Here is a 23,355-nt window from a genome sequence, read left to right as displayed (position 1 = left end):
GCGACTCCGTCCGCACCTGTACGAGTACAGCAAGAAGCCCCCTTCATCAGCCCGCTGGACGCGGCCGACGAAGGGGACATGATCGATAGGCAGCACCTGGACCGAACTACGCGCCCAGCACACTCCACAAACTCGAGCAGCCCGACGGCGCGCCGATCAACTGCCGCGCGGCGTACTCCACGTACTCGTGCAGCCCGTATGCCAGCGCGACAGCCGCCACCGCCGCAACGACCACCGTCGTAGCCAGGGCAGCCGCGCCAACTCGCCCGGCACCCCCGCGCGGGACCACCGGCTCAGGCAGGAGCAGAGCCTGGACACGCTGCGGCACGGGCCCGCTCGTCGCCGACAACAGCGGATATCCGCTGACGCGGCCGTGGGACGCCCCGGCCAGCGCCGCTCGGGCGACAGCCGCAGCAGCCACCCGCCGATCACCCACGACCGCGGCAGCCTCCTCGTCCGCCCACCGCTCCAAGTGGAAGGCCAACGACTCCCGCAGGCCGCGCAGCGCCGGGTGCACGACAGCGGCAAGATCGACCACCGCCGACAGCAGATGATGACGCCCGGCCAGGTGCGCCCGCTCGTGCGCCAGCAGAACCTCGCGCTCCCCCGCCTTCAGCGACCGCACCATCCCGGACGTCATCACGACCCGACCACGGCGCCCCCGGTATCCAGGAAGCGCGAAGGCATCCACGTCACTTCCCGGGACCACCAGCAGGTCCCCGTCCCCCGTGCCCTCGCTCGCCGACAGCCAGGCGCGCTTGAGCAGCGAACGGTGCTGAATCCAACGCCGCACCAGCAGCACCACCTGCGCCAGCATGACCGCTCCGGCCGCACAGGCGAACGGCACCGCTGCCGGCCATTCCTCCAGCACGCGCGTGAAAGACAGTTGCTCCAGAGAGGCGAGGAACGGCACGTGGAACAAGCCGATCAGCGCTGAGATCGTTCCGCCGGCCAGCAGGACGGCAGCACCCGTCAGCACCCAGCACGCCCAACGAGGCGGCAGCACGCCGGCAAGACGCCTTGCGATGGCCGCCCCACCCCACGGGAAGGCGAGGGTCAGAAGGACCAAGACCAGCACATACGTCACTCAGAGCCGTCCTCGGCCTCACCAAGAAGGTGCCGCAGCGTCTCCTCGTCACTCTCGGACAGGGACGACACGAATCGCTTCAGCACGAGATCCCGCCGAGGCTCGCTCTCCAGCTCACGGCGCATTCGGCCCGCGACAAGTCCGGCCGCGTCCTCCACTGGTTCGTAGGCGAAACCGCGCACCACGGGGGTCCGGCGCAGCGTGCCCTTCTCATAGAGGCGGGTCAAGATGGTGGCCATAGTCGTCCTGGCCAGCCCCTTGTCGAGCGCGGCGTTGACCTGCTGCGCGGTCATCGGCTCACCGGCCTGCCACAGCACCGCAAGCACGTCCGCGACCAGCTCACCGTGCGGACGTCTCTCGTCCCGACGCTTGTCCGGCATTCTCTCCCGTCCTCCCTGGCCGTAGGCCTGACTACCACTCGCTCACGTCCGGATGCGGCTGCATGCCGCCAACGGAGACGCACACGGGTGTTGCACCAATTGGCGCGGCCCCCACCGCACTTGTCCAGCTGCCTACTTCAGGGCCTTCGCGAACTGGGGCACGACCTTGTCGAGGGCGTAGTTCACCGAGAGCACGGAGTCAGTGGCGAAGGCTTTGCTGGACGCAGACTTGAGGTCGAAGACCACGTCATGACCTGCCTTGGCTGCCGGGACCTTCTTGAACAGCGGGTCGTTGGTGACGTCCGACGCGGACATACCGATGGGCTCCATGACCATGAGGTCCGCGTCGAGCTTGTTCACGTTCTCCCGAGCGACGCTGATGAAGAAGCTGCCGCCTCCCTGCTTCTCGACCCAGGGGTTGTTCTTGAAGCCGAGCCGTTCCAGGAAGTCCACGCGACCGCTGCCCCGCACGTAGGCGCCGAAGCCGTCAGAGGTCAGCGAGCCGGACGTGACGGTTTTGCCCTTGAACTCAGGGTGCGCCTTGGCTGTAGCGGTGAACTTGGCCTTGGTCTTGGTGATGAGCTGCTGGCTCTTGTCGTGCAGTCCCAGAGCATCGGCAACCATCTCGGTCTGGTCCTGCCAGTCGGTCAGGTACTGGTCGCCGCCCTTGGGCACGCCCACCGTGGGCGCGAGCTTGCTGAGCTTCTCGTACCGCTTCGGATCGCCGCTCGACTTGGTGTCGAGGATCAGATCGGGCCGCAGAGACGCGATCTTCTCGTACTCGGGCTCAAGAGTGCCGATCTTCGTGGGGCTCTTGTCGTACTTGCCCTTCGCCCAAGGCCCCACCCCGTCACCACCGAAGTCGAGCCAGTCGCTGGCTCCGACCGGCTGTACACCCAGGGCGAGTGCAGTCTCCGCGTCGCCCCAGCCGAGAGCGACGACGCGTTTGGGCTGTTCCTTGACTGTGACCTGACCGAACTTCGTGGCGACCTTGGCGGGGAAGTTCCCCTTGGCGACAGCTCCGGCGTCGCTGTCGTTGCTACCCGAGCCGGAGCCGGACGAGCAGCCCGCGACTACGAGGACCGACGCGACCGCCACGGCACCCGCGGCAAGGCGCCGAGGGCGGAAGAACCCGGATACGGCAGTCGGCCGCGCGGAGATTGTCGAACGCTTGAGCATGAAGAAAGGCTAGCCTAACTATGCAGACGCGATAGCCGCAGGCAAAGCAGTCTCCGCCCGACCATGCAGCCGGCGTGTGCCGTGCTCGAGAAACACGAGCGCGTACACCCGGCGCGGATCTACGAGATCGATGTGGACGAAGTCGCGGAGATGATGGCCTCGGTTTGCGCGGTCAGGAACTCGCGCCAACAGAGTGCCGGAGCCGGACGAGTTGGCCTTGTGTCCGTCGGCAGCCCCAGTGCGGATTCTCGTTGGCGAGATGCAGCACCAGAGCCTTACCGCCCGCGCGGTCGACGGCCGACCGGTCCTGCTCCGGCGCTTGCCCTAGTCCCACCTCCGGGCGGTGGCGCGTCGCCGGTGGACGACCACCCGCCCACGTCAGCTCAGCATTCGCCCCGCCAGACCAGACTCGTGAGTGTCGCCCCCGCGCTGAAGACGTTCTGGTAATCCCCCGGGCCGGGGTTGTAGTGGAGGCACTTGCTGCCCGTGGACCCGCCGTACGTCCAGGTGACCTGGATGTGGTCGGCGCCCGGGTAGGCGACGCCGTTGTTGAACACCAGGCCGTTCCGGTCGCGGAACGTATGGGAGCCGTGCCAGTTGCCCTGTGTCTTGAAGGCCGTCGGCCCGGCGGTGCTCTCCCCGTTCCACACGCAGACGTATCCCTTGGGGCAGGACGGTGGGCTGGGTTCGGCGGAGGCCGTAGGTGCGACGGCGAGGACGCCGGCCATGGCTGTCGCTGCCGTGCCGATGACGAAGGAACGCGTCCGCATGACAGGTTTCCCCTTTCGTGGTTTCTCGGATTGCCGGCCGCGGAGTGCACGCGGCGATGTCAGCAGACGGCGGAGGCGGGGAGGTTGGCGTACTGGTCGCCCTTGAAGTAGACCGCGCTGCTGAACCCGTCGGCGAACCCGATCCAGATGTCGTTGGTGTAGCCGTTGTCCGTGATGGTCTCGCCGTGTGTCCAGCAGTACGCCTGGTAGGACCGGCCGGCCGTGAGGGTGGCCAGGTAGGCGCTGTCCTTCTTGGGCAGCGAGCGGACGTTGACGCCCGTGTAAGGCACCACGGTGTAACTCTGTTCGGGGGGCGCGGCCATGGCGACGGCTCCCGGGGCGAGGACGACGAATGCGGCGGCGAGCGCGGCGGCTACGACTGGCTTGCGGTAAATGATGGTTCCTCCCACCACGGACGGCACGCGCGAATCCCCCGCTCGCACGTGCCGTCGCTCCGGATGTTGTGACGGGGACAACCATCCTCACGGCAGGCAGGGGCGGCAATCCTTTCGTCAGGGCCCGAAACCATGGGTGGTGGAGGCCAGCAGCGCGGCGCCCAGGTGTGTGGTCGTGTGCAGGACCGCCTTGCCGTCGCGGCGGGTGGTGATCAGGGCGGCCCTGCGCAGCACGGTCGCGTGCTGGCTTGCCGTCGCGGGCGAGATGTCGAGGCGGCGAGCCAGTTCGGTCGTGCTGCAGCCGTCGGCCGCGGCCGCGAGCACGGCGGCCCTGGTCCGCCCCATCAGGTCGTCGAGCGAGCGCTCGGCGGGTCCCTCGGCGAACCAGTGCGCGGAGCCGTCCGTCCCCTCACCGACCGTGGGCAGGGCCAGGACGGGAGGCTGCTCCTGGTCCACGAGGTTCTGCAACACCTCCGCCTGCTGCGACGAGAACACCGTCGGCGCGATGATGAGCCCGCGCCCCCGCAGGTGGATGTCCGCGTCGCGGGGATGGCGCACTTCGAGCACGGGAGGCCGCCAGCGCACCAGCGGGTCGCACAGTGTCTCCAGCAGCCGCTCGACTCCGCCCTCGGCCATCGTGCGCACATAGCCTTCCCGGGCCGTCGCGAGGTCGGACCGCATCTGCTGCCAGTACGGGGCGATGGCCGCCCGATGGCAGGCCCGCAGCGCCCCGGCCAACTGGAGACGGGCCTCACGGTCGCCGTCGGCCAGGGTCCTGGCCCACGCACGATGGGCTGGATGGACGTCGAGGTACTCCACTTCGAGGCGCGTAAGGGCACGTGGAGCGGCCAGCAGGTTGTCGACCGCCTCGTCGATGCAGGTGGCGTCCCCCGCGAGGCTCACCACATCGATCTGAGGTCCGCGCGCGGGCATCAACGCGAGCAGGGGGCCCGCCTGTTCGCGCAGGCGTCCGCCCAGTTCCCTGCCCACCGAGGTGCGCCAGCGGTGGAAGGCCGGGGTGCCGTCACTCTCCCGCAGCCGTTTGATGCCGTCCAGGGTCTCGGCAGCCACACCAAGGGTGGTGGTCACCCTGGTCCGCGCGAGATCCTCCGCCGTGAAATGAATGCGCTTGGTCACCGATCGCCCCGTTTCCCCGCCGTTCCCGGTCCCGCGGCCCAGTGTCCCAGTCCCCCCGCGGCAAGCAGGGCGGCCGGGTGGAGGTCGACGGGGCGCGCGGGCGCCCTGGTACGCGGGCGGGCGGGCTCCGCTCGACGACGCCCTCAGCGACCAACCGCCGGGCCAACTCCCGGAACGACACCATGTCTGGCCCTGTGCGGGCCGGTAATTGGTCCGCACAGGTCAGCGTCCAGCTCAGCTCGCCCGCCCCTTCCGGCGCATGATCCCTCTTCACGCTCGCCCTCCAGTGAGCGAAGCGGAGAAGAGCCTCGTGCAGGCGCGGCTCCGGTCCGCTGCAGGCGTGCGTCCTTGGCGCATGTCAGCCCGACCTCGCTCCCAGGGAGCCCGCGCCCGGCAGGGCCGACGAGGCGGCGGATGCCCGTCGAGAGGCGCTGCGGTGGGCCGAGACGCCCAGGGCCAGCAGCCAGTAGCTGAAGAGCGCGCCCATCAGGGCGGTCGTGCCCCAGCCGTTCGCCGCGTAGAAGTGCGAGGGGGTGTTGCCGAAGAACAGCGACGGCACGAAGAACAGATTCAGGCCTGCCAGGACGTAGGCCGTGCGGCCGGTCCAGCGGGGCAACAGCCTCGCGAGGATGATGGCATGGCCCACGGCGGTCAGGAAGAGCGCGAGCAGGAGGCGGCCGATCGTCCCGTAGAGGACGTACGTGCCGCTGACCGTGATGGTCGGGTCGATCGGGCGGTCGGCGGCGATGACCGCGCCGGCTTCGAGGCCGCTGGAGACCAGGGTGATCGTCGCGTAGACCAGTCCGGCAGCGAAGGCCACCGTGCCGAGCCACTCGTAGGCGGGGGCCGCCGCTTTGACCAGCTCGCGGAAAATCGTCGTGAACACGATCAATGACGCCAGTGCGAGAATTCCGATCAGCAGCCTGGCCAGGACGTTCGCGTCCGGTGGCGGTCCGGAGTAGAGGAAGTACAGGGGTACTTCGACGATGAAGGCGGCTGCGGTGACGATGCCGGCGCGGCCCGTCAGTAGCCTGGCCGTGGTTTCGTTCATGGCTGTCCCCCTGAGAATGGTGAGATTGGGTCCGTGTCGGTTCGTGGCCGACGACATGTGCGCCGCCGCTTGCGTTCACTCCTTGCGGTGCGCCTCCTTGGGGCGCGCGCCCTTACGGTGTGTCCCCTTGGGGTGCTGATGCGGCTGGCTCTGTTCGGGCGGTTGCGGGGCCTGCCTGCCTGCCTGACGGGAGTTCGGCCTGCGCTCAGCCGAGCGTGTTCCAGAACGCGCAGTGGTGGCGGGTTGCCACCGTGCGGGTGGGGACGATGTGGTCCGGCGCCAGGGACAGCACCGTGTGGCGGGACCAGCGCGGTGACGACGGGCTGTTCGGGTCGCCGGTCCGGGCGAAACGGGTCCAGTAATCGATCATGGTGTCGGCCAGTCGGTGCTGTGCCGCGGTCAGGTCGCGAGGGCGGCCGCCCAGGTCGAAGAGGTAGGGCAGTTCGCTCGCGTGCGGTGCGCCCAGCGGAAAAGGCGGCGTTCCCGGGGTGAGGGGCGGAGCGTGCTCGTCGGCGAATTCGTAACGCCAGACGGGCACTTCAGCGGTGAGAAGCCCGGCGGTGTGTGCCGTCGGACAGGCGAAGTCGGCGTCGCCGATGACCGCGCCGAACACCGGTCCGCCGTCGGTGCGGTGCACCGGGTACGTACGGACGATCGCCTTCGCCTGCCCCGGTGCGGGGAAGAAGGATGCCACGACGTCGGGCCAGGTGTCCGGAGTGACGGGATGGCCGGCTTCGATGATCCCCGCAGCCCAGCCGTTTCCCTCGTCGTGGTTGCTGCCGATGAGGACGGGGACGCGAGGGAAGCGGCCGGCGGCGATCGCCGCCGCGGGGTCGTCCGGCAGCAACCGCGTCGCGTGCGCGGGGTGTTGATCGGTGTCCTGGACCGCGAGCAGACGGGACACGTCCACGCGCCGCAGGCAGGCCAGGACGTCGCGCCCGGAACGGCAGCCGACTTTCGACGCGAGGGCCGCGCCCTCGGCGCGGGCTGTGGGCAGAGGGACGGAGGACGGGGCGAACGGCCGGTCCGGCCGGCCGGTGCACGGACCGCTCTGGATGATCGCCCGGTCGAAGAGCCGCGAGGCGGTGGGCGAGGCGAGCTGGGCGCAGACGCTGTAGCCGCCCGCCGACTCACCGGCCAGCGTCACTTCGTGCGGATCCCCGCCGAAGGCACCGATCTCGGTGCGGACCCAGCGCAGCGCTGCCTGCTGATCGGCAAGGCCGAAGGTTCCGGAGCCGGTCAGGCCGCTGTGCGCGAGGAAACCGAGGGCTCCGAGGCGGTAGTCGACGGTGACGATCACGGCGTTTCCGCGAGTGGCCATGCGGTGGGCGTCGTACGAACCGCCCGCTCCGGTGGTGAAGCCACCTCCGTGCAACCACACGATCACCGGTCGGGGAGTCGTCGGCGCAGCGCCGTCGGGTGTCGTGATGTTCAGGTGGAGGCAGTCCTCGTCGGTGCTGCCGCCGGGCACCTCGCCTGCCGGCTGGGGGCAGGCGCTCGCGGGCCGCGTCGCCTCCCGTACCCCGGACCAGGGAACGACAGGACGGGGCGGTGCCCAGCGCAGCCGGCCGACCGGAGGCGCCGCGTAGGGGATGCCTTCGAAGGTGCGGTAGCCGCCGTGCTCGGTGCCTCGTACCAAGCCGTCGTGGGTGCGTACCGTCACGGCGGCGGGCGGGGCGGACTCGTTCGGGGGCGCCGACGCCCAGGCCGTCGCGAGTACGGCGGTCAGGGCGCAGAACGCAGTGGTCATAAAGCGGTGCGTCATGGTCGTCTCCCCGTGGTCAGCTGCCGCCCATGCCGCCCTGCGCGGCGATCATGGTCATCGGCAGATCGTGCACGGCTTTCGCCAGACCGGGCGCCAAGGCGGCGAGAGACTGCGTGCAGGCGTCGATACGGTCCCGGTGAGTCCTGCGATCCTGCCGTGAGAGAACCGTGCGGATGTCGCCCGCCGCGGCCAGCGCCAGCAGCGCGGCGTCCTCGGCAGGGATCTCCCGCACAGAAGTGTCCTCGTGCAGCGCCACGGACACGCGGGTGCGCACGTCGTCGATCACAGCAGGCCGCGTCACGGTCAGCCGCCGTCTGCCGAGACGGATGCGGGAGGTCCGCACGGCGAGCAGTCCCGCCTCCGCGAGCCGGTCCTCCACCTCCGTCAGGGTTCGCTTACGGTGGCGGCGCACGAGGCGCTTCCAACTGTGCCCGGCGCCGACGTCGCGCAGCACGCCGTCCAGGACGGGGTCTCCGGTCGGTTCCGCGCCGGCGCCGGACAGGACAACCACGCCGGCGTCCTCCTCAAGCCGGCCGCGCAGCCCGAGGTCGATCAAGGCGGCGGCGCGGACCAGCAGTTCCGTCCGGGCACGATCGTAGGGGCCCTCGGCGGCGTCGTCGTGGGCGAGCAGGTACATGGTGCAGGCCAGATCTTCGGTCACATCTCGACGGTAGGACCGAAGGCCCCGGGCACGGATCGGCCGCAGGAAGGGACCGGCACTGGGAGCACGGGGGGAACACGGGCCGGATCTCCGCCCTGAGGAGGAGGCCCGGCCCGTCAGGGGCGGCGCGGCTGGACGAGACCGTGGTCGTAGGCCGCGACGACGGCCTGCACACGGTCGCGCACTGCCAGCTTGCGCAGCACCGCGGTGACGTGGTTCTTGACGGTGGCCTCCGACAGGCGCAGCCGCTCGGCGATCTCCGCGTTCGACAGGGCCTGCCCGATCAGGGTGAGCACCTCCCGCTCGCGGGCGGAGAGCTCGCGCAGGGAGGGCGGTGGCGCCGGGTCGGGTGTGGTGCGCAGGAACCGGTCGAGGACGCGGCCCAGCACGGTCGGTGCCAGCAGCGCGTCCCCGCGCGCGGTGAGGCGGATGGCGTCGACGAGTTCGCCGGGGCGGATGTCCTTCAGCAGGAAGCCGCTCGCCCCTGCCCGCAGGGCGGCGACGACGTGCGCGTCGACGTCCCAGGTGGTCAGCACGAGCACGCGGGCCAGGCTGTCGGACCGCGCGATCTGCCGCGTCGCCTCGATACCGTCCACCACGGGCATACGCACGTCCATCAGCACCACGTCGGGCGCCAGCTCTCGCGTCAGTCGTACCGCCTCCCGGCCGTCGGCCGCCTCACCGGCCACCTCCAAGTCGTCCCGCGCGTCGATGATCATGCGAAATCCGGTACGGACCAGAGTCTGGTCGTCGGCCACCACCACGCGCAGTGTCATGACGCACGTTCCACGGGCAGCCGCGCCGACACCTCGAACCCGCCGCCGGGCCGCGGGCCGGTGCGCAGGCTGCCGCCCACGAGCCGTACGCGCTCCTTCATGCCCACCAGGCCACGCCCCGCACCTGCTGCGCGCCCAGGTGCAATCCCTTGCACCGCCCGTCCGTTGTCGATCACCGTCACCTGCACGCAGTCCCTCCCAGCCGTCACCCGCACGCTCACCTCGTCCGCGCCGACCGCGTGGCGCAATGTGTTGGTGAGGGACTCCTGGACGATCCGGTACGCCGCCTGGTCCACCGTCGCGGGCAACCCGGCGGTGGCACCCTCGTGGTGCAGGCGCACGGTCATTCCGGTGGCGCGCACGGTCTGCGCCAGCTCTTCCAGGCGCGCGAGCCAGGGCCCCGGATCGCGCTGCTCCCCGGTTCTGTGCCCATCTGCGTACCTCTCATCCGCATCCCCGTCATCTGCGTACCCGTCATCCGCGTACCCGTCCTCGTCCGGTCGGAAGGCCCGCAGCAGCAGGCGCAGTTCGCTCAGGGCCGATCGGGCGCCGGTCTCGATGACCCGCAGCGCCTGGCGGGCCTGCTCGGGCCGTTCGGCGAACACATCGTCCGCGGCGGCCGCCTGGATGACCATCACCGACAGGGTGTGTGCCACCACGTCGTGCACCTCGCGCGCGATGCGCGCCCGCTCCTCCACCACGGCCCGGCGCGTCTCCGCCCTCGTCCGCTCCCTCTGCGCTCTGCGCCACTGTCCTGCGGTCCACGCCAGGACCACTGTCAGCAGCCAGACCGTCACACCGGTCGCGCCGCCCGCCCCGAAGACCAGCGACGCCGGCAGACACATCGCCGCAAGCGCAAGGACGGACACCCGCCGCGGCCTGGTGGCCGACAGCACGCACAACGTGATCTGCGCCGCGAGCAGTGCCCCCGTCAAGGTCACCTCCGGCAGCAGCACCCACACCGCGAGTCCCGCCACCGTGTTCACGGCCAGTACGGTGACCGGGGCACGCGCCTGCCATCGCAGAGCACCTGCCTGGGCGAGCACCAAGGCGACGGCCACCGGCATCCGGCCGACGTGGTCGGCGCCGGCCACGGACACCGCCGTGCCGAGGACCGTGAGCACCAGACCGGCCGACGTCCACCACAGCGTCCGAGCCGCGCGAGGCGACAGCTCACCCCGCGTTTCCGCGGCGAAGGCGTCGTCCGGCTGTCCACTGCTGCGACTCACGGCTCGACCTTATCCAGCGGACAGGGAAGTGATCGCGCCACGGCACTGGTTCTGCTGCTGCCCATGGCTAATTCCCGCATGGACGCCTTCATTGCGGACCAGCGTCATCGAGCCGAGCACGGCCTGCTCGGCCTGCTCGGCCTGGGAATCCACAACCGCGCCGGGGGAATCACAGCCAGGCGCCGTCACCAAAAAGGGAACGCTGACCGACGTGTTCCCACCTCCGCCTGATCACGCGGCAGCGAGCGTTGCCCGCTCATGACGGCCTGGGCCACGTCGGCGAGCACCACTGGATCGGCGCAGACCGGAAGCTCCAGCGACCGGGTGGTGTCGGCGAGTCGTCGGCCACCGCGACCGGTGCGAGCGGACCGCCATCCGGTGTCACCCCAGTGGCCGTCAGATCTTGCGCCAGCGGGCGTTGGCCCAGGAGAAGACACCGAAGGCCGTGAGGCCGAGCGCGATGAGGACCAGCAGCCAGGGGCCGGCGGGGGTGTCGGTGAAGGAGCGCAGCGTGTCGTCCATGCCCTTCGCCTTCCCGGGCTTGTGCTTCAGCGCTGCGGCAATGGCGAAAGCACCCGCGACAGCGAAGACGGCGCCCCGGCACGCGCCGCCGAACACCCCGAGGAACATGACGACCTTGCGGGTTTTCGGCGACATCTCGGACATCTTCAGGTGCTTCTTGAACTTGCGCATGATCGCCCTGACCGCGATCCACACGCCGGTACCGGCCACCACCGCACCGGCGACGCCGACGATCCACTGCCCGCCGGGCCATCCCAGAACCTTCGCCGTGATGTCCTGGGAGTCCTTGTCGGAGCTCCCGCTGCCGCTGCCCTTCTCACCGGCCGCGTACGACAGCACGGAGTAGGCGACGAATCCGTAGAAGACGCAGCGGCCTGCGGCCATCGCCCTCTTGCTCGCCTTCTTGCCGTCGGGCCCCGCTTGCCCGAAGGCCGCCTCGGTCAGTCGCCACACCGCCATCCCCAGTATCGCTATGCCCAGCAGCCACAACAGAACGGTGCCGAAAGGCTTCTCGGCGATCTCGGCGATGGCGCCGCCCCGATCTGCCTGCTCACCGCCTCCGTCCGAAAAGGCGATCCGGAGCGAGAGCAGGCCAATGAGCAGATAGATGACCCCACGGGCCACGAAGCCCGCACGGGCAGCACCCGACACCGCTGTGCTGTTCGCCGCGCGCCGGGCCTGTCTGCGTCCGCGTGCTGTTGCTGATCCAGTTGCCATAGCCGCCTTGTGCCCCCAAGGGAGTATGCGATCCCTGAATCGGGCCTCCCTCTTTTGGTCTTCTCGCACGTCGTCCAGGAAGGTGCATCCATGACACACACGCAGAGCGCTCCCGCGGGTCCCACCGGAACGACCGGCATTGTCAGTTCATCCCCCTCTGCCAGGGCGGGAGATGAGGACATCGATGGCGTCCTTGATGAGAGGGCCCGACGCGCCAGACGTCGGTTGGAGAGACTCATAGGGGTGGCGGCGACCGAAGGCAACGCGCTGGTCCCGCTGCGCAACGGCGACGAGATCTTCGCAGCGATGCTGGACGGCATACGTTCCGCGCGGCACACCGTAGACATGATGACGTTCGTCTACTGGAAGGGCGAGATAGCCCAGCGATTCGCCGACGCACTGGCGGACCGGGCGCGGGAGGGGGTGCGGGTGCGCCTCATGCTGGACGGTTTCGGCAGCCGGCTCATCGAGAAGGATCAGCTGGAGGTGATGGAGCAGGCCGGTGTACAGGTGGCCTGGTTCCGCAAACCGCTCTATCTTTCACCGCTGAAGCAGAACCACCGCTGTCACCGCAAGGTCCTGGTCGTCGATGAGGAGACCGCGTTCACCGGCGGGGTCGGTATCGCCGAGGAGTGGTGCGGCGATGCCCGCACTCCGGACGAGTGGCGCGACACCCATGTGCAGGTGCGCGGTCCCGCCGTGGACGGACTGGCCGCCGCGTTCGCCCAGAACTGGGCCGAGTGCCACGACGAACTCTTCGACGACCGCGACCGGTTCATCAACCACACCCCGCAGGGCGACGCCGTCGTGCAGGTGGTGCGGGGCTCGGCCAGTTTCGGCTGGCAGGACATGCAGACCCTGTTCCGTGTGGTGATCGAGTCGGCGGAGGAGCGGATCCGGCTCGCCACCGCCTACTTCGCGCCCGACGCGTACTTCATCGAGCTGCTGTGCGCCGCCGCACGCCGCGGCGTCGAGGTCGAGATTCTGCTGCCGGGCCCGCACACCGACAAGAGGGTCTGCCAACTGGCCGGCCAGCGCTACTACGAGGACCTCACCGCCTGCGGCGTGAAGATCTTCCAGTACCAGCCGACGATGCTCCACACCAAGATCGTCACCGTGGACAGGACCATGGCACTCGTCGGTTCGACGAACTTCAACCGCCGCTCCCTGAACCATGACGAAGAGGTCATGCTCGCCGTCCTCGACCGCACGTTCACCGCCACCATTGACGGCCATTTCACCGAGGACCTCGAGCAGAGCGAGCTCATCAGGCCCGGACGCTGGAAGCGACGCTCCGCCGTCCAACGCGCCAGGGAAGCGGCCATTGCGCCGATCCGGCGCTTCCTCTGACCCGCCGGACCTGATCCCGCCGACAGCCGGGTGAAGGGCCGGTCAGCACGGACAACCCGCTCGACCAGGGAGAACTGGCCGAGCGGGTGCCGCACCTGTCGCTGGTCATGGCGCGGGGCCGTCCCGTGACCGACGCGTCGTGACCGTCAGGACCCTCAGGACCGTCAGGACCGTCAGGACCACGGCACCACAAGGGCGCCCCAGGCGACCACGGGGCCTGCGGCGACGATGCCGCAGGTGTAGCCGAGCACTTTGCGGTAGAAGCCGCGCCGTTCCACGCCTCGCGCATTGCTCAGCACCAACGCGCCGTTGGTGGAGAACGGTGAGACATCGACGATCGTGGTCGAGACCGCGAGAGCGGCGATGAGCCCGGTCGAGCTGAGTTGACTGGACAGCAGCAGGGGAACCGCGATCGGGATGATCGCTGTGAGGATCGCGGTCGAGGACGCGAAAGCCGATGTGACGGCGACCGTGAAACACAGGAGCAGGGCCACGACGAGCGGCGTTCCAAAGTCGGCTGCGTGCCGCGATATCTGCTCGATGATCCCGGCGTGCTCCAGCATGGCGATGTAGGTCATCATGCCGCCCACAAGGAGCAGGGTGTGCCAGCTGATGCCGTCCACTGCTTGCTCCTGACGCTTCATGTCGAGGAGGGCAAGGAGCGCGCCGGCGGCCAGGGCTAGGACGCCGATCTGCATCTGGAAACCCAGGGCACACACCACCAAGGCGGCGAGGGCGGCCAGAGTTGCCCACTGGTGCCAGGTGGCTCGCTCTGTGTCCGTCTGTGTGTCTGTGTCGTCGCCTGTCGTGGACTGCTCGACCTGTGTGGTCGGGTCAACCGCCATCGTGCGGCGGCGCAGCGCGGCGAAGGTGAGCAGTGACAGAAGGAGGTTGACGGCGAAGCTGGCGAAGAACAGGGTGGCCGGGGCAACAGACAGCTCGGTGTCGTCCACCATGCCGAGCACCAACGCGCCCGAGACAGCCATGGGAGAGAAGGCCCCCGCATGGGCGCCGCTGATCACCATCATCCCGGTCATGAGCGGGTTGATGTCGTAGCGGAAGGCGAAGTTCATCGCGATCGGCACCAGGATCGCCACGGCAGCGGGAGTGAAGGTGCCCAGCGAGGTCAGTACCCCGGCCAGCAGGAAGAGCACCCACGGGATCAGGGCGGTCCTGCCCCTCACCAGGCGGACTCCGGCGGCGACCAGCAGATCGACCGTCCCGTTCCGGCGGGCCACGGCGAACAGGTAGGTCACGCCGACGATGGTGAGGAAGAGCTCCACGGGGAAGCCCTCGAATATCTGCTCCTCCGTCATGTTCAGCGCGGTCGTACCGACGGCGAACGACGCGACGAAGGCGAGGATGCCGATGTTGATCGGCAGGACAGTGCCGACGACGAACATGACAAGCAGTGCGCCGACGGAGATCAGCTCAGGAGACATCATTGTCCTCTTTGTCCTGCGGGGCGGGGAGAGGTGGGGCAAGGGGCCTGATGGACGGAAGCTGCTTGCTCGCCGGAGCGGCAGATGTCAGGCAGCTGCCGGAAGGGCGAGATCTCGTACGAGAATGCGCGCCTGGCACAGGATGCGTGCGGCCCGGGCGACGGTGACCCGTTCGGGTCCGGCGGCCGTGGCACCCGAGGCACCCGAGGACTCCACAGCCAGGACACCTGCCGGGGTGCCGATCCGCAGAACGTGGCTGCCGGGCGCGGTGGAAGCCTGGGCCGGCACGGTGTCCTGGATGAGGTTGGCGGCCGCCACGGCGACGGCGGACGTGAGACCGATGGCCGGGTGGGGGGAAAGCATGGACAGCATGCGCACGGATACGTCGTACTCGTGCGCGGCCACGGGCTCGCCCAGGGTGGTGGTGTAGGCGCGGGGAGGGCCGACGAGCCCTGCCTTGGGCACCGCGTCGCCGGGCTCGGCGCCAGGTCGCACGAGGCCCATGCGGACGGCGGCGGCGTGCCGCGCCGCGCGCAGCCAGGGCACATCGGCGCGCATCTGCTCCAGGGTCTCGGCTCCGGTCATGTCGGCTCGCAGCGCGTCCACGAGGACGACCGGAGCACCGGCGTCCACCATGCTCACGTGCAGCAGACGCTCACCGACCGTCAGTTCTTGGACCGCTAGATCGGTCGGCAGGAGGAGGCCCGTCGCTGCCCCCGCGGGACAGCGGAAGGTGAGTCCCACCGGCACACCGCCGGCAAGGGTGCCCGGGACCGTTCGGTCGCCGAACTCCTGGACCCGGCCATCCGGTGTGTCCACCTCGGCTTCCAGTACCGCGCCCGTGTTGATGTTGCGCATGACCACCGGGGTGCGGTCCTTCTTGAGCGGCACCAGGCCCTCGGACACCGCGTAGAGGGCGATGGCCGTCGCGCAGTTGCCGCAGTTGCTGCCCCACTCGACCGTGCCGGTACCGATGCCGACCTGGGCGAAGAGGTAGTCGATGTCGACGCCCTCGCAGGCACTCGCACCCACTACGGCCGCTTTGGACGTAGTGGGGGTGGCGCCACCGATGCCGTCGAGCTGAACGGGGTCTGCGCCGCCGTAGGCGTCGACCAGGATGCGTTCGATCCGGTCGCGGTCGGTGGGCATGTGGACCTGGGGGAAGAGCCAGCACTTGCTGGTCCCACCTCGTACCAGAGTTGCGGGAACGTGCATGTCAGAGCGTCTTTCTCTCAGCGCATCGGGTGCGGGGCCGCTGCGTTGCGCAGACTCTCGCAGAGCCTTTGGCTTGAGCACAATGTCTGTTTTATTGAGTGGGGTTTAGCTGAGCTAAAGTCACTGCATGCTTAACGTTCGCCGACTGTTGCTCCTCGCTGAGGTTGCCGAGCGCGGCTCGCTCACCGCGGCCGCCGAGGCACTGTCCATGACCACCTCAGCTGCCTCGCAGCAGATGTCCCTGTTCGAGCGCGAGGCCGGACAACCGCTGATCGAGCGGCTGCCACGCGGTGTGCGCACCACCGCGGCGGGCGCGGCGCTGGTCGAGCGAGGCCGCGCCATCCGCCGTGAAATGCAGGCGGCGGAAGCTGATTTGGAGGCTTTCGGTCATCTGGACCGGGGTGTGGTGACCCTCGGCTCCTTCCCGACCGCCAGCGCCTCCCTGCTCCCGCTGGCCTTGACCCGCTTCCGCCGAGCCCACCCGCAGGTGCGCACGGTCGTGCGTGCGGGGGTCCTCGCGCAGCTGCGGGAGATGCTGCACATCGGCGAGGTGGAGCTGTCGCTGCTGTGGGACTACGACTGGAGCCGTGTCGACGACGACCAGTTGATCCTCACGCCACTTCTTGAGGACCCGACGGTGCTGGTCGTGCCGACCAGTTCCCCGCTGGTCGCCTCGGATCGCGTACGACTGTCCGACCTTGCGGACCAGGAGTGGATCATCCGCGCGGAAAATCATCCGGTCGCGGACGTGCTACGTCGGGCCTGCCGTCAAGCGGGCTTCGAACCGCGCATTGCCTACGCCTCCCACGACTACCAAGAAGCGCAGGCCATGGTCGCCGCCGGGCTCGGCCTGGCACTCGCCCCCCGCCTGGCCCTGACCAACCGACGCAGCGACGTACGTCTGCTTCCTCTGTCTCCCGACCCCCATGCCCATTCCCCTCAGGAGCAGGCGGCCGGTGCGGTCCCCCCTGTCCGCCGCATTCTGCTGGCCAGGCCGGCCCAACGAGCTGTCACCCCCGCGGCCCAGGCGATGGCCCGCGTGCTTCACACCGTTGCCCGCGGCTTCACCGATCCGGGCCTGGACCGCTCTCAGTTGGGCGCGGTGCGAGCGAGGTGACCGACATGGGCGTCAGCCGAGCAACCCCGCCTCCTGCGCAAGGACCGCCGCCTGGACTCGGTTGGCGCAGTCGGTGCGGGTGAGGATGCTGCTGATGTGGGCCTTGACCGTACCGGAGCTCAGGTGGAGCTGTGCGGCGATCCCGGCGTTGGAGAGGCCGCTGCCGAGCAGCCGCAGGACATCACGTTCGGCCGGTGTCAGGTCCGCGATCCGGCGTGCCGCGGCTTCGCTGTCGTGGCCCGACCGGGTCCGGAAGTCGATGAGTTGGCGGGTGACTTGCTGAGCGAGGACGGGTTCTCCGGCGGCGGCCCGGCGCACGGCGTCGATGAGGTCGCGGGGACCGGTGTCCTTGAGGAGGTAGCCGTGGGCTCCGGCGCGCAGGGCGCGGGTGACGCTCTGTTCCTCGCCGAAGGCCGTCAGCATCACCACCCGAGTGCGGGGCGAAAGGCGGATGATCTCGGCGGCGCCTGTGATGCCGTCGCCGGGCATGCGGATGTCGAGGAGGGCGACGTCGACGGGGTGGGCGCGGCAGGCTTCGACGGCCTCACGGGCGTCCTGCGCCTCGGCCACGATGCGGACCTCGTCGGCGTTCTCCAGGATCAGTCGGATCCCGGCGCGCATCAGCGCCTCGTCGTCGGCAATCAGCACTCGAATCATCGGTTCAGTGTAGAACCGCCATGATCAGCAGGATGATGGTGCCGCCGACCGTCGGCAGCAACACCAGCATCGCCGCGCAGCCGCCGCCCAGGAGCCGGGGCCACGTGAGGACCTCCGTGGACAGCGGGGGCCGGGAACCCGCCCCGTCGGACACCGGCTTGGACGAAGTGGCGTACACAGCCGGAATGCTGGGCCTGGCGGGTATGCGGGCGTAGAGGGCGAAGCCGCCCTCCCGGCGCGGTCCGGCGTCGAGTGTGCCACCGAGCAGGCTGATCCTTTCCTGGAGGCCGACGAGTCCGCTGCGGCTCCCGTCACCGGGCGAACGGGGCACCGGCGGGGCGTCGTTGACGACGGCGACCACCACCGTGTCCCCCTCGTCGTGGAACGTCACGCGGACAGGCGCACCGGACGCGTGCTTCAGCGCGTTGGCGAGTCCTTCGCGGGTGACACGGTGGACGGCCTGCCGGGTACGGGCGTCCGCGTCCGCAGGACCGGTCGCGTTCCAGTGCAGTTCGGCGTCGGCCCCCGCACTCCGGGAGTCCGCGACCAGGGCAGAGAGATCCTCGCGGCTCCCCCGCTCGGCGGTCTCCTCGCCGGAGTGGTGGCGCAGGACGCCGAGGATGCCGCGCAGTTCGTCCATGGCCGTCGCGGCGGTGGTGCGCAGGAGTTCGGCCTGGGGGGCCAGCGGGGGCGCCTGTCGTTCGGCTGCGAGCTGGAGGGCTCCGGCGTGCACCGAGATGAGGCCGATGCGGTGGCCGAGCAGATCGTGCATCTCGGCGGCGATGCGCGCCCGTTCCTCCATGCGGGCCGCCTCGTCGGTGAGGAGGCGGGCGTGCTCGAGGTAGGCGTTACGTTCCCGCAGCAGCCCGCTCAGCGGACGGCGACGCCCCAGCATCAGGCCGGAAAGGGCGGGCAGCAGGATGAACAGCGCGGCCACGCCCGCGCCGGCGGCCAGATACGGCATCTTCGGGAGCCCGCTGATGGATTGGGCGGCGATCGACACGAGCACGGCGCCGGCACAGCTCGCCCCGACCACCCCCCAGGCGCGCCGTGCGGGGGTGATGCGGCGCACGGCGGACCACACGACGCACGGCACCACCACCATGGCCCACACATTGTCTCCGGCGATCACCGGCACGCAGCACAGCACCGTGAGGGACGGGTACATCCGCCGCGCGGGCACGAGCAGCGCCGCCCACACCCCCAGGAGGGCCGCCGTCACCGGGTGGGCCGGCGGAACCAGCGGAAACGGCGCCAGCGCGCACAACAGGACAAGGCCGGCGAGTACGGACTCGGTGACGACCGTCCGCCGGGGCGCGGCGCGCACCGCATCCCGAATCGCGGCGGCCTCACGGCGCATCCGCCTCCACGGTCGCACTGCCGGGCTCATGTTCCGCTCCGCTTTCGCTCCGTGTGGGTGCCGTTCTCACCTGTGGGTGTCATTCTCAACGGCTCTTCTTGTTCTACGTGTTGGCCAACTGCGGCGACCTCAGGCAGCTTGTGCCGTTCCTCCTGGGACCTGGAGATCCGGCTCCGCCCGCAGTCCGGCGACGTCCACCCCGCTCTCGGTCAGCACACGCTCGATCTCCGCCGCGGACTCCGCGTCCGTCCCGGTCTCGTCCAGCAGGGCGGCAAGGAGGTGGGTCGTGCCGACCGTGGGCGAGCCCTGAGCGGAGGCGGTGAGTTGCGTGACGTGCAGGAGCCGCTGGTCGAAGCCGGCCGTGCCGGCGATCTCCGGGGGGTCCATCTCCGCGACCCCGGTGGAGGGAAGCAGCGCTCGGGCGACAGCATCCTGTCGTGCGCCGTATCGACGCAGGAGTTCCGCACCCTGGTTCGCTCCCGCCAGCTTCTCGGGCATCTCACGGCCCGCGACGGTCAACGACCGGTCAAGTGCCAGGATACCCAGCAGCACATCGACGGGTTCCATCTCCGAGGCCCCACGGCGCACCACCCCCCGTCGTGCCTCCGAGCGCACCACGCCCACGACCGCGGAGCCGAACCCCGCGCCGCCCCCGAGGACCCACGCCATGAACTTCCGGGTCAGCGGATTACCACTCTTCCCGAACGTCCCCGCCTTGCGCAGCCCCAACACCGAGGCGGGCTCCGGCACTTCGTCGCACCCCCGCAAGCCGTCGAGCGCGACCGAGGCAGCCGAGACGTCCAACTTCTCCACCACCATGGCCTCGCGGGCACGCGTATCGGGCAGCTCGAACATCGCGCGCGCCACATGACGGAGGCGCACCGAAATGGCGCCCTCCTCCCGTGCGGCCTCCAGCGCCTTGCGCAGACAGGCCCGCAACGCGCCGGTCATCGGGGGGAGTTCCATGCTCGCCTGCTTCTCCTCCTTCTCTTCCTCTCCCGCTTTCTCTCCCTCGTTCTCTCGCTCGTTCTTCTTCCGATTCTTCCAGCGCAGCCTCTTGGCCTCCTCGTCCCGGACCTCCCGCCAGAAGGCGTCGATCTCCCGCTCGTCGTCCTCGGTTCCTGTGATGTCGTCACCTGCGTCGTCACTGACCCACACCGATGTCCCCCGGCACCCGATCGAACCGCCGAGCGTGCCGGAGGCCTTCATTCCGGGGGCGATCGCGGAACCAGCGGCCGAGTCACCCGACACGAGCACGTACAGCACGCTTTCCGTACCGACGTCCTCGCGTTCCTGCTTGGCCACCGTCTTCATCGTCTCCCGCAACAGCTCGACGACGTCCCTCTCGAACTCGGTGGTCGCGCCGGCGTCACGGTCGGACGTTCGCTGTTCCATGGGATCTCCCTCTGCGTGGTGCCACCTGCCGAGAAGGACGCTAACCCGTGTTCTCCGGCTCCGCCTCGGCCGACCGGCCAGGCTTCCTGGCCGGTCGGCCGGGTTCTTCCCACCGGGCGGCAGGGTTCTTCCGACCGAGCGGACTCCAGAGCGGGCAACACCTCCGGGATCGCGCGCTACTCCCCCATCGCGAGGGTGAGTTGCTGTGGCATGCTGTCGGCATTTCGCCGGGTGGCTGTCCCGGTCGCGGGAAGGAACAGAGCGTGAGTGACGGTGCCAGGACCACAGGGATCGATACCAGCAAGCCGCATCCGGCACGGGTGTACGACTACTTACTCGGAGGGAAAGACAACTACCCGGTGGACCAGGCGGCCGGTGACGAACTCGTTTCCGCAGCACCGGAGGCACGCATAGGCGTCCGGGCGAACCGCGCCTTCCTGGAACGCGCGGTGCGATTCGCAGTCGGCAGCGGTATCCGCCAGATCCTTGATGTCGGAACCGGGCTGCCGACATCACCGAACATCCACGAGATCGCTCAACGCGTGGCCCCGGATGTGCGCGTTGCCTACATCGACAACGATCCGATCGTGAAGGCTCACGGGGATGCCCTGCTGAGCCGCTCCGGCACGACCAACATCGTGCTCGCCGACCTGCGTAGGCCGCAGGACGTCGTCAACCACCCCGATGTCCGTCGGCTCATCGACTTCGACGAACCAGTGGCCCTGTTCCTCGTCGCCATTCTCCACTTCGTCACCGATGAGGAACAGCCCGAGCAAATTGTCGCCACCCTCCGCGACGCGCTGCCTGCGGGAAGTCTCCTCGTGCTTTCACACGCCACGGCCGACTTCGCCGACCGCAAGGGCGCTCAGGCGGTCTACAACAAAGCCACCGCCACGTTGAACTTGAGGAGTCGCACAGAGATCGAGCAATTCTTCGACGGATTCGACCTCGTCGAACCCGGTCTGGCTCAGGCGCCGTTCTGGCGCCCCGACGGTCCGCCTCCCGACGGGTCCCGGGAGATCGGCTTCTACGCAGGCGTGGCGCGCAAGACTGACTGAGTTCAAAGCCCCCCTGTGGTGGCGGCGTTGCCCGGCGAGCGGCGGGCAACGCCGCCGCGGCCGGCGGCCGCCACTGGAGCTTTTGTCGGCGTCGGTGACGGTGACGGTGACGACGTCGGTAACGGTCAGCGCTGGTCGATCGCGAGTCCGCGTGCCTTGAGTTCGGTCAGGACGGGGTCACGTCGGCCTTGCAGTATCTGCCCGTTCATCTGCAGTGACTTGTTGAGCCGTCGCAACGACTTCATCTCGAGCAGGGGTCCGATCTCGGTGAGGGCGTGATGGCCGCCGAAGAGGAGTTCGGAGAGGTCGGGCAGGTCGGTCAGCGTACTGATGTCCGTCACTTCGTCCAGGTAGCCCATGCGCAGAGACTGGAGCGACGTGAGGCCTGCCAGGGGCGACAGGTCCCTCCAGAGCAGGCGGGAGAGGTAGAGCCGGGTCAGGGAGGGAAGGGCGGGGAAGTCCATCAGCTGCGGGATCCGCTCCACGCTCAGTACGCGCAGGTCGGGGCAAGTCTCCAGGACGCCGAGCGAGTCGAGGCTCGGGATGCTGTCGAGTGTCAGGTCGGTGACCGAAGTGCCTGCCATCCCGCTGATGTCCGTGAGCGCACGGCAATCCCGCACACTCACCTTGGTGAGTGCGGTCAGTCCGTCGAGGCGGCCGAGGTCGGTGAGCGAGGGAAGACTGCTGAACGCCAGTTCGCGCAGGGTCGGCAGATCGCCCAGGTCACCGGGGCCGCTCAGGCTGCCGGTATGGCTGACGGACAGTTCCTCCAGCGCACGATGGGAGCCAAGACCGGTGAGGTCAAGGAGCCCGGGGCACCTGTTGAGGCTGAGCCCGCGGAGGCCGGGGAGGGACGCGAACGGGGAGAGGTCCTGGATCAGGCCAAGACCGTCCAGGTGAAGCCGGTGCGGGGCGGTGAGGCCGGCCAGGTCCGCGAAGTCCGCCAGTGCGGGGCAGTTCTCGAAGGTGACCTTTTCCAGGGAGGGCAGGGGCCCGACTCCCGCGGCGGAGGCGAACCGTTCGCTGTCCGCGATCCGCAGCTCCGTCAAGTGTGTCAGCGCGGAGACTCCGCGCAGATCGAACAGGTCCGGACAGCCCTTGACCTCCAGCGTCGTCAGGAGGGGGTGGTGGCCGAAACCGCGGAAGGACTGGAAGCGAGGGCAATCCTCGATGACCAGCTCCGAGAGGTTCGCTGCCGCGGCGATGCCGGTCAGTTCACGAAGCTGCTTACAGCTCACCAAGCGCAGGGAGGCGAGTGCGGGCACGTTTGTCAGGCCGGTCAGGTCGCGGACGGCCGTCCAGCCGAGATCGAGGTGGGTGAGGCGGGTCAGGCCGGAGAGCTGCGCCGGGGATTTGAAGGATCGGCAGCCGCGCAGGTTCAGGTGCTCAAGCAGGGGGAACGCCGCTGCGAAATCGGTCACCGAGGTGACCCGGGTGATACTCAGGTCGAGGTGGCGCAGGCGGCTGAGGGCCAGCAGCGGCCTGACGTCGGACACGGGACGGCAGCGGTGCAGGCTCAACCGGGTGAGCTGAGTGAGACCGCTGAGGGGGGTCAGGTCCTCGACTCCCGCGCAGCCGTTCAGATCGAGGTGGCGCAGTTCGGTGAGCGCGCTGAGCTCCGCGAGGTCGGTTATCTCCTTGCAGCGATCTATCGTCAGCGTGCGCAGCATGGTGAGATGCCGCAGGCCCGACAGCGAGGTCACGCGCTTCAATGTCAGCTCCGTACGGCCCTCACGGCGGAAGGCCGGCGCCAGCAGAACTGCGGCGAAGCCGTCCGGGTCGCCGGCCGTAGGCCACAGCCGCAGCAGCGTGTCCAGGGCGAGGTCCGCGACCGGAGCGAACCGGGCCGCCAGCTTGAGCGCGGCGCCGTCGTCAGTGACCACCACCAGCTCACGCACCGCCTTGCGAGCCTGAGTCGACTTCGCTGTTTCGAGCAGGCCTGAGTAGGCCACCACGAGTTCGTCCGGTTCTCCGCCGTCGGTGATCGAAGTCATACCCGGAACCCTACAAGTCCGCTTCTGACGACCCTTGCACAGTGTCGCGAAGCCAGATGGCGACCACGGCGACGGTCAGGGGGCATCGCTCGGCGGCG

At 69.3% G+C, this 23,355-nt stretch carries 22 protein-coding genes; 3 read left to right on the top strand and 19 right to left on the bottom strand.

Annotation, left to right across the window (positions count from 1 at the left end; genetic code table 11):
• Positions 1-106 precede the first annotated feature (106 nt).
• The 13 genes from ACWFRJ_RS03660 to ACWFRJ_RS03600 all read right to left on the bottom strand — a co-directional run bounded on the left by ACWFRJ_RS03660 (position 107) and on the right by ACWFRJ_RS03600 (position 11,669).
• Complete coding sequence (locus tag ACWFRJ_RS03660; protein ID WP_453524543.1) at positions 107-1,087, bottom strand: M56 family metallopeptidase; 981 nt, start codon at positions 1,085-1,087, stop codon at positions 107-109.
• The gene (locus ACWFRJ_RS03655) at positions 1,084-1,467 is read right to left on the bottom strand and encodes a BlaI/MecI/CopY family transcriptional regulator (RefSeq protein ID WP_453524542.1); all 384 of its coding nucleotides are present in this window, start codon (positions 1,465-1,467) and stop codon (positions 1,084-1,086) included. The genes ACWFRJ_RS03660 and ACWFRJ_RS03655 overlap by 4 nt, the downstream gene beginning before the upstream one ends.
• Positions 1,468-1,599: 132 nt before the next feature.
• The gene (locus tag ACWFRJ_RS03650) at positions 1,600-2,646 is read right to left on the bottom strand and encodes an iron-siderophore ABC transporter substrate-binding protein (RefSeq protein WP_453524541.1); all 1,047 of its coding nucleotides are present in this window, start codon (positions 2,644-2,646) and stop codon (positions 1,600-1,602) included.
• 383 nt (positions 2,647-3,029) lie between these two features.
• Positions 3,030-3,416 (bottom strand): peptidase inhibitor family I36 protein, encoded by a 387-nt coding sequence (locus tag ACWFRJ_RS03645; RefSeq protein WP_453524540.1) that lies wholly within the window; start codon positions 3,414-3,416, stop codon positions 3,030-3,032.
• Positions 3,417-3,475: 59 nt separating this feature from the next.
• Positions 3,476-3,838, bottom strand: coding sequence for an SH3 domain-containing protein (locus ACWFRJ_RS03640; protein WP_453524539.1), 363 nt, complete (start codon positions 3,836-3,838; stop codon positions 3,476-3,478).
• Between the two features lie 90 nt (positions 3,839-3,928).
• On the bottom strand, positions 3,929-4,948 hold the full coding sequence (locus ACWFRJ_RS03635; protein WP_453524538.1) for an ArsR/SmtB family transcription factor: 1,020 nt from the start codon (positions 4,946-4,948) through the stop codon (positions 3,929-3,931).
• Positions 4,949-5,306: 358 nt separating this feature from the next.
• Entirely contained in the window at positions 5,307-5,999 is a 693-nt protein-coding gene (locus ACWFRJ_RS03630; protein ID WP_453524537.1) for a hypothetical protein, read from the bottom strand.
• Between the two features lie 205 nt (positions 6,000-6,204).
• On the bottom strand, positions 6,205-7,764 hold the full coding sequence (locus tag ACWFRJ_RS03625) for a carboxylesterase/lipase family protein (protein WP_453524536.1): 1,560 nt from the start codon (positions 7,762-7,764) through the stop codon (positions 6,205-6,207).
• A gap of 16 nt (positions 7,765-7,780) precedes the next feature.
• A complete protein-coding gene (locus tag ACWFRJ_RS03620) occupies positions 7,781-8,425 on the bottom strand; it encodes a GOLPH3/VPS74 family protein (protein ID WP_453524535.1) in 645 nt (214 codons plus the stop codon).
• 116 nt (positions 8,426-8,541) lie between these two features.
• Positions 8,542-9,201 (bottom strand): response regulator, encoded by a 660-nt coding sequence (locus ACWFRJ_RS03615; RefSeq protein WP_453524534.1) that lies wholly within the window; start codon positions 9,199-9,201, stop codon positions 8,542-8,544.
• Positions 9,198-10,430 (bottom strand): sensor histidine kinase, encoded by a 1,233-nt coding sequence (locus ACWFRJ_RS03610; RefSeq protein ID WP_453524533.1) that lies wholly within the window; start codon positions 10,428-10,430, stop codon positions 9,198-9,200. Before ACWFRJ_RS03610 ends, ACWFRJ_RS03615 begins: the two co-directional genes overlap by 4 nt.
• Before the next feature lie 9 nt (positions 10,431-10,439).
• Complete coding sequence (locus tag ACWFRJ_RS03605) at positions 10,440-10,583, bottom strand: hypothetical protein (RefSeq protein WP_453524532.1); 144 nt, start codon at positions 10,581-10,583, stop codon at positions 10,440-10,442.
• A 243-nt stretch (positions 10,584-10,826) separates the two neighbouring features.
• Entirely contained in the window at positions 10,827-11,669 is an 843-nt protein-coding gene (locus ACWFRJ_RS03600; protein ID WP_453524531.1) for a DUF1206 domain-containing protein, read from the bottom strand.
• 90 nt (positions 11,670-11,759) lie between these two features.
• On the opposite strand from ACWFRJ_RS03600, the gene ACWFRJ_RS03595 reads away from it, so the two are divergent.
• A complete protein-coding gene (locus tag ACWFRJ_RS03595) occupies positions 11,760-13,019 on the top strand; it encodes a phospholipase D-like domain-containing protein (protein WP_453524530.1) in 1,260 nt (419 codons plus the stop codon).
• Positions 13,020-13,192: 173 nt separating this feature from the next.
• On the opposite strand, the gene ACWFRJ_RS03590 is transcribed toward ACWFRJ_RS03595, so the two are convergent.
• Positions 13,193-14,461: an SLC13 family permease gene (locus ACWFRJ_RS03590; RefSeq protein WP_453524529.1), complete on the bottom strand. Its 1,269-nt coding sequence runs from the start codon at positions 14,459-14,461 to the stop codon at positions 13,193-13,195.
• Positions 14,462-14,548: 87 nt separating this feature from the next.
• Complete coding sequence (locus ACWFRJ_RS03585; RefSeq protein WP_453524528.1) at positions 14,549-15,676, bottom strand: PrpF domain-containing protein; 1,128 nt, start codon at positions 15,674-15,676, stop codon at positions 14,549-14,551.
• Between the two features lie 127 nt (positions 15,677-15,803).
• Between ACWFRJ_RS03585 and ACWFRJ_RS03580 the strand changes: the two genes are divergently transcribed.
• Positions 15,804-16,793 carry a LysR family transcriptional regulator gene (locus ACWFRJ_RS03580; RefSeq protein WP_453524527.1) on the top strand — a complete coding sequence of 330 codons (990 nt, stop codon included), beginning with the start codon at positions 15,804-15,806 and terminating at the stop codon, positions 16,791-16,793.
• 12 nt (positions 16,794-16,805) lie between these two features.
• Here the strand turns inward: ACWFRJ_RS03580 and ACWFRJ_RS03575 are convergent, their stop codons facing one another.
• From ACWFRJ_RS03575 to ACWFRJ_RS03565, 3 genes are all read right to left on the bottom strand, one after another.
• A complete protein-coding gene (locus tag ACWFRJ_RS03575) occupies positions 16,806-17,450 on the bottom strand; it encodes a response regulator (RefSeq protein WP_453524526.1) in 645 nt (214 codons plus the stop codon).
• A 4-nt stretch (positions 17,451-17,454) separates the two neighbouring features.
• Positions 17,455-18,840, bottom strand: a complete 1,386-nt coding sequence (locus ACWFRJ_RS03570; RefSeq protein ID WP_453524525.1) for a sensor histidine kinase — start codon at positions 18,838-18,840, stop codon at positions 17,455-17,457.
• Positions 18,841-18,939: 99 nt separating this feature from the next.
• A complete protein-coding gene (locus ACWFRJ_RS03565; protein WP_453524524.1) occupies positions 18,940-20,205 on the bottom strand; it encodes a hypothetical protein in 1,266 nt (421 codons plus the stop codon).
• A 263-nt stretch (positions 20,206-20,468) separates the two neighbouring features.
• Between ACWFRJ_RS03565 and ACWFRJ_RS03560 the strand changes: the two genes are divergently transcribed.
• Complete coding sequence (locus tag ACWFRJ_RS03560) at positions 20,469-21,263, top strand: SAM-dependent methyltransferase (protein WP_453524523.1); 795 nt, start codon at positions 20,469-20,471, stop codon at positions 21,261-21,263.
• 125 nt (positions 21,264-21,388) lie between these two features.
• Here ACWFRJ_RS03560 and ACWFRJ_RS03555 read toward each other — a convergent pair whose 3' ends face one another.
• Positions 21,389-23,257: a leucine-rich repeat domain-containing protein gene (locus tag ACWFRJ_RS03555; protein WP_453524522.1), complete on the bottom strand. Its 1,869-nt coding sequence runs from the start codon at positions 23,255-23,257 to the stop codon at positions 21,389-21,391.
• Positions 23,258-23,355: the final 98 nt, after the last annotated feature.

Source organism: Streptomyces sp. NPDC055239, assembly GCF_053606205.1.
Note: the sequence above shows the minus strand (reverse complement) of the source record. Positions and strands in the feature narration are given on the sequence as shown.